Raw genomic sequence first — 4,309 nt, 5'->3', positions numbered from 1 at the left:
CCGCCGCGGCCGCCGCCGCACCCGCTCCGGCCGTGCCGGCCGCCGTCGCCGCTCCCGTCGCCCCGGCCGCCGTGCCGGGGGAACAGGAGTCCGGGCTGCCGGTGCGGGCGCTGTCGTCGCTGCCGTCCCAGGCCACCGACACCTATCGGCTGATCCGCTCCGGTGGGCCGTACCCGTACAGCCAGGACGGGACGACCTTCCAGAACCGGGAGGGGATCCTGCCCGCGACGTCCTCGGGCTACTACACGGAGTTCACCGTGCCGACCCCCGGCGCGAGCACCCGCGGCGCCAGGCGGATCGTCACCGGATCGGGCGGGGAGTACTACTACACGGCCGACCACTACGCCTCGTTCGTCGTGGTAGACGTCTCGAGGTGAGCACCCTTCCCCGTGAGAGCGCCGGAACCGCCCCCGCCGTCGACGCGGCCCGGGGGCGGGCCGGTGGCTCCGGTCTCGTCGCCGTCGTCGAGGGGGTCGCGGACCGCGCCGCGGTCCTGTCCGCCCTCGGCCGGGCGCTGAGCTTCCCCGAGTACTACGGCCACAATCTCGACGCGCTGGCGGACTGCCTCGGCGACCTGTCCTGGCTGCCCGCCGGACCGGTCGAGCTCGTCGTCGCCGACGGTCCGCTCGCCGCGGCCGACCCCGGCACCCACGCGACGGTCCTGGAGATCCTCGCCGAGGCCGTCGCCACGACGGCAGGGACCGACCGGCCGCTGCACGTCACCCTGGCCGGCCCGGCCGCCTGACGACCGTGCCGCCACCGGTCCCGCGCTCGCGGGCGGGGTGCGGAATCCCGGGGGCCCGGTGCGGCGTTGAGGCCGGTGGACCGACCGTGGCGGGTGGCCACGGCGAGGGAGGCGACCTACCGTGGCATCCATGGGTCTCCGGCTGGTGAGGCGCAGGCACGTCGATCTGTGCCGCCTGCGGTGGGCGCCGTGAGGGGTCGTCAACCTCCGCCCGCCGACCCAGGAGCGCCCCGATGTCCCATGGCCCGCACGCCCCGTCCGTCGTGATCGTCGGCGCCGGCCCCCGAGGGGCCGGCGTGCTGGAACGCATGGTCGCGAGTGCGCCCGAGCTGCTGTCCGACGCCCTCGCCGGGCCCGGCGTCGACGTCCACCTCGTCGACCCGTTCCCGGCCGGGGCGGGTCGCATCTGGCGGCACGCGCAGTCCCCGCTGCTCGCGATGAACTCGATGGCCGCCGACGTCACGATGTGGACCGACTCCTCGGTCGTCTGCGACGGCCCGGTGGCACCCGGCCCGTCGTTCTGGGACTGGGCGCAGGACCTGCGCGAGCACGGCGACCCGCGGGCCGAGCTCGGCCCGGAGCTCGCCGACGAGCTGGCACAGGTCACGGCGTCGACGTTCCCGTCGCGGCGGCTGCAGAGCCACTACCTCGCCGCGGTGCTGCGCGAGGTCGTCGGCCGGGCGCCGGCCGGGATGCGGGTGCACGTGCACCGCACCACCGCCGAGGCCCTCGACGAGGCCGACGGCAGGCAGGTCGTGACCCTCGCCGACGGCACCGTCCTGCGCGGCGACGCCGTCGTGCTCGCCTCCGGGCACCTCGACGCCACCCCCACCGACGACGAGATCGCGCTCGCCGCCCGCGCCGACGAGTTCGGCCTGCGCTACCTGCCCCCGGAGCAGACCTCCGACTCCGACCTCTCGGTGATCGCGCCGGGCGAGACCGTGCTGGCCCGCGGGCTGGGGCTGGCGTTCGTCGACCTCGTGGTGCTGTTGTTCGAGGGCCGCGGTGGGCGCTTCGTCGCCGACCCGGACGACGCCGACCCGGGCCGGCTGCGGTACGAGCCGTGCGGGCGGGAGCCGGTGCTCGTCGGCGGGTCCCCGCGCGGCGCGACCTACCACTCCAAGACCCACTACCAGCTACGGGCCGGGCTTCCGCCGCTGCCGCGGTTCCTCGGCCCCGACGTCACCGACGACCTCATCGCCTCCGGCGGCCCGGTCGACGTCGCCACCCGGGTGTGGCCGCTGATGGCCAAGGAGATCGGCTGGGGCTGGTACCACGAGCTGTTCGTCGGCCACCCCGACCGCGTCCGCGCCGGGTGGGACGAGTTCGCCGGGCGGTTCGCCGCCGTCGCGCACGGCTCGCCCGAGGAGGCGGCGCTGATCGCCGAGCTGGTGCCCGACCCGCTCGACCGGCTCGACCTGACCGCGCTGGACCGCCCGCTCGACGGCGTGCACGCCCCGGACCTCGACGCCCTGCAACCCCTGGTGCGCGAACGCATCGCCGAGGACCTGCGCCGGCACGTCGACGAGCGGCACACCCCGCACCTCGGCGCGTTCGTCGCGATGCTGTCGGTCTACACCGAGACCACCCGCCTGGCCGGGTCCGGGGTGCTCTCGCCGCGCTCGAAGGCGAGGGACATGCCGTGGTGGCAGTCGTTCTTCAACTCGGTCGCCTCCGGCCCACCCGGTTTCCGGGTCCGCCAGATGCTCGCCCTGTCCCGTGCCGGGTACCTGCGGTTCCTCGGCGCCGGGATGAGCGTCGACATCGACGCCGACGGCTTCCACGCCACCAGCACGACCCTGGCCGGGGCGGGGCCGGTGTCGACCCGGGTCCTGGTCGACGCCCGGCTGCCCGACCCGAGCGTCTCGCGCACGGTGGACGCGCTGCTGCGCGGCCTGCTCGCCCGCGGCGAGGCTGTCGAGGAGGTCCTGTACGACGACGACGGCGCCCCGCTACGCAACACCGGCCTGCTGTCGGTCCGTCCGGCCGACGGCGCGCTGCACACCGCGGACGGCGGGGTGCACGAGCGACGGTTCGCGGTCGGGCCGCACACGACGGTCAAGGTCGCCGGGGCGTTCACCCGGCCCGGGATGAACGCGCAGAGCCTGCGCTACAACGACGCCGTCGCCCGCGCCGTGCTGGGCGCCCTGCGCGGCGCCGCGTCCCGCGCTGTCCCGGCGGCCTGAGCCGTCCCGGGGGAGCCGGACCCGGTCGGTGTCAGTCGCGGGCGCCGACCGGCTCGGGGACCCGCTCCGGCTCGGCGACGACCGGGCGGCGGCGCGGCAGCAGGGCCACGGTCACGACGAGCGCGATCGCCGTCGCCACCAGCACCCACGGGCCGGGGACGCCGAGCAGCGCGAGCGCCGAGGCGAGCAGCACCGCGGTCACGACCGGTTTGATGAGCCGGCCGGTGCCCCCGGAGGACAGCCGCGCGCCGAACCACACGCCGGGCAGGGCGCCGACGAGCAGCGCCGCGGCGAGGCCGAACTGGACGTCGCCGAAGAACAGGTGCCCGACCGTCGCGGCGGCGACCAGCGGGATCGCCTGCACGATGTCGGTGCCGACCAGCCGCGACGGGTGCAGCTGCGGGTAGGCGAGCAGCAGCATCGCGATGATCAGCGACCCGGCGCCGACCGAGGTCATCCCGACCGCCAGCCCGCCGACGACGCCGATCAGCACCGTCCGCAGCGGACGGACGTCCACCGGCGCGTCGACGTCGACGGCGTTGCGGCTGCCGCGCCGGTCCATGACCTGCCGGAACAGCGTGGTCAGCACCGAGGCGACTAGCGCGATCCCGATGAACACCTTGAGCCGGTCCTCGACGCCGACGCCCTTCCCGATCATCCCGATGACCACCGCGCCGGCGAACCCGGCGGGGACGGCGCCGAGCACCAGCCACCCGGTGAGCCGCCAGTGCACGGTGCGCCGCCGGGCGTGCACCGCGGCGCCGACCGGCTTCATCACCAGCGAGGTCAGCAGGTCCGAGGAGATCGCGGTGAGCGGGTTGACCTTGAACACCAGGACGAGCAACGGGGTCAGGAGCGCACCGCCGCCCATTCCGGTGAGGCCGACGAGGAAGCCGACGAGCAGGCCGGCGAGCGCGAGCGAGGGGTCGAACATGATCCTGCTTCCTGCGCACGCCGGGCGTGCGGGAGCGTCCGTGACCCGTGCGAGGGGTCCGCGGTACGTGGTGGGAGGTCGGTCGGGGGAGGTGCCTCAACCCCGGCGACAGAACTCGTCGAACGCGTCGAGCCGGCGCGACGGCCAGAACCGCTCGAGGTGCGCGACGAGGTGCCAGGAGACCGCCGGGTCCGACTGCGCGCGGCCGGACGCGAGGGTCCGGTCGGCGGGGGCGGCGGTCGTGGTCACCCGACCATGGTGGAACGGATCGAGGGGGTCGACAAGTCGTCGTCCGCTGGTCGGGACGACGGGAAACCTGTCCGGACACGTGGGCGCCGCGGGCCGCTGAGCTGCGGGGACGCGCCGCGGCGGGTGCCTCGTCGGCGCGTCCGGGTGACCCGGGCCACGACCGCCCGGCCCGGGCACCCCGCCCGGCACGACACG

General features: G+C 75.7%; 5 protein-coding genes. 3 read left to right on the top strand and 2 right to left on the bottom strand.

What is annotated here, in order from left to right; translation table 11 throughout:
* The 3 genes from GTW08_RS25555 to GTW08_RS25545 all read left to right on the top strand — a co-directional run.
* Positions 1 to 377, top strand: a 377-nt coding sequence (locus GTW08_RS25555) for a ribonuclease domain-containing protein (RefSeq protein WP_161152642.1), incomplete at its 5' end; no start/stop codon positions are given.
* On the top strand, positions 374 to 745 hold the full coding sequence (locus GTW08_RS25550) for a barstar family protein (protein WP_073578007.1): 372 nt from the start codon (positions 374 to 376) through the stop codon (positions 743 to 745). The genes GTW08_RS25555 and GTW08_RS25550, both read left to right, overlap by 4 nt.
* A 233-nt stretch (positions 746 to 978) precedes the next feature.
* Positions 979 to 2,931 carry an FAD/NAD(P)-binding protein gene (locus GTW08_RS25545; protein ID WP_073578006.1) on the top strand — a complete coding sequence of 651 codons (1,953 nt, stop codon included), beginning with the start codon at positions 979 to 981 and terminating at the stop codon, positions 2,929 to 2,931.
* A 31-nt stretch (positions 2,932 to 2,962) separates the two neighbouring features.
* On the opposite strand, the gene GTW08_RS25540 is transcribed toward GTW08_RS25545, so the two are convergent.
* Positions 2,963 to 3,865, bottom strand: a complete 903-nt coding sequence (locus GTW08_RS25540; RefSeq protein WP_073578005.1) for a sulfite exporter TauE/SafE family protein — start codon at positions 3,863 to 3,865, stop codon at positions 2,963 to 2,965.
* A gap of 96 nt (positions 3,866 to 3,961) precedes the next feature.
* Positions 3,962 to 4,114 carry a hypothetical protein gene (locus GTW08_RS25535; RefSeq protein WP_157818514.1) on the bottom strand — a complete coding sequence of 51 codons (153 nt, stop codon included), beginning with the start codon at positions 4,112 to 4,114 and terminating at the stop codon, positions 3,962 to 3,964.
* Positions 4,115 to 4,309 lie beyond the last annotated feature (195 nt).

The organism is Pseudonocardia sp. SID8383, from assembly GCF_009864975.1.
GTDB classification, from domain to species: domain Bacteria; phylum Actinomycetota; class Actinomycetes; order Mycobacteriales; family Pseudonocardiaceae; genus Pseudonocardia; species Pseudonocardia alni.
Note: the sequence above shows the minus strand (reverse complement) of the source record. Positions and strands in the feature narration are given on the sequence as shown.

Bases quoted from the DNA above. Each gene is read 5' to 3' on its own strand.
- GTW08_RS25545 (WP_073578006.1), top strand. From the start codon at position 979: ATGTCCCATGGCCCGCACGCCCCGTCCGTCGTGATCGTCGGCGCCGGC.
- GTW08_RS25540 (WP_073578005.1), bottom strand. From the start codon at position 3,865: ATGTTCGACCCCTCGCTCGCGCTCGCCGGCCTGCTCGTCGGCTTCCTC.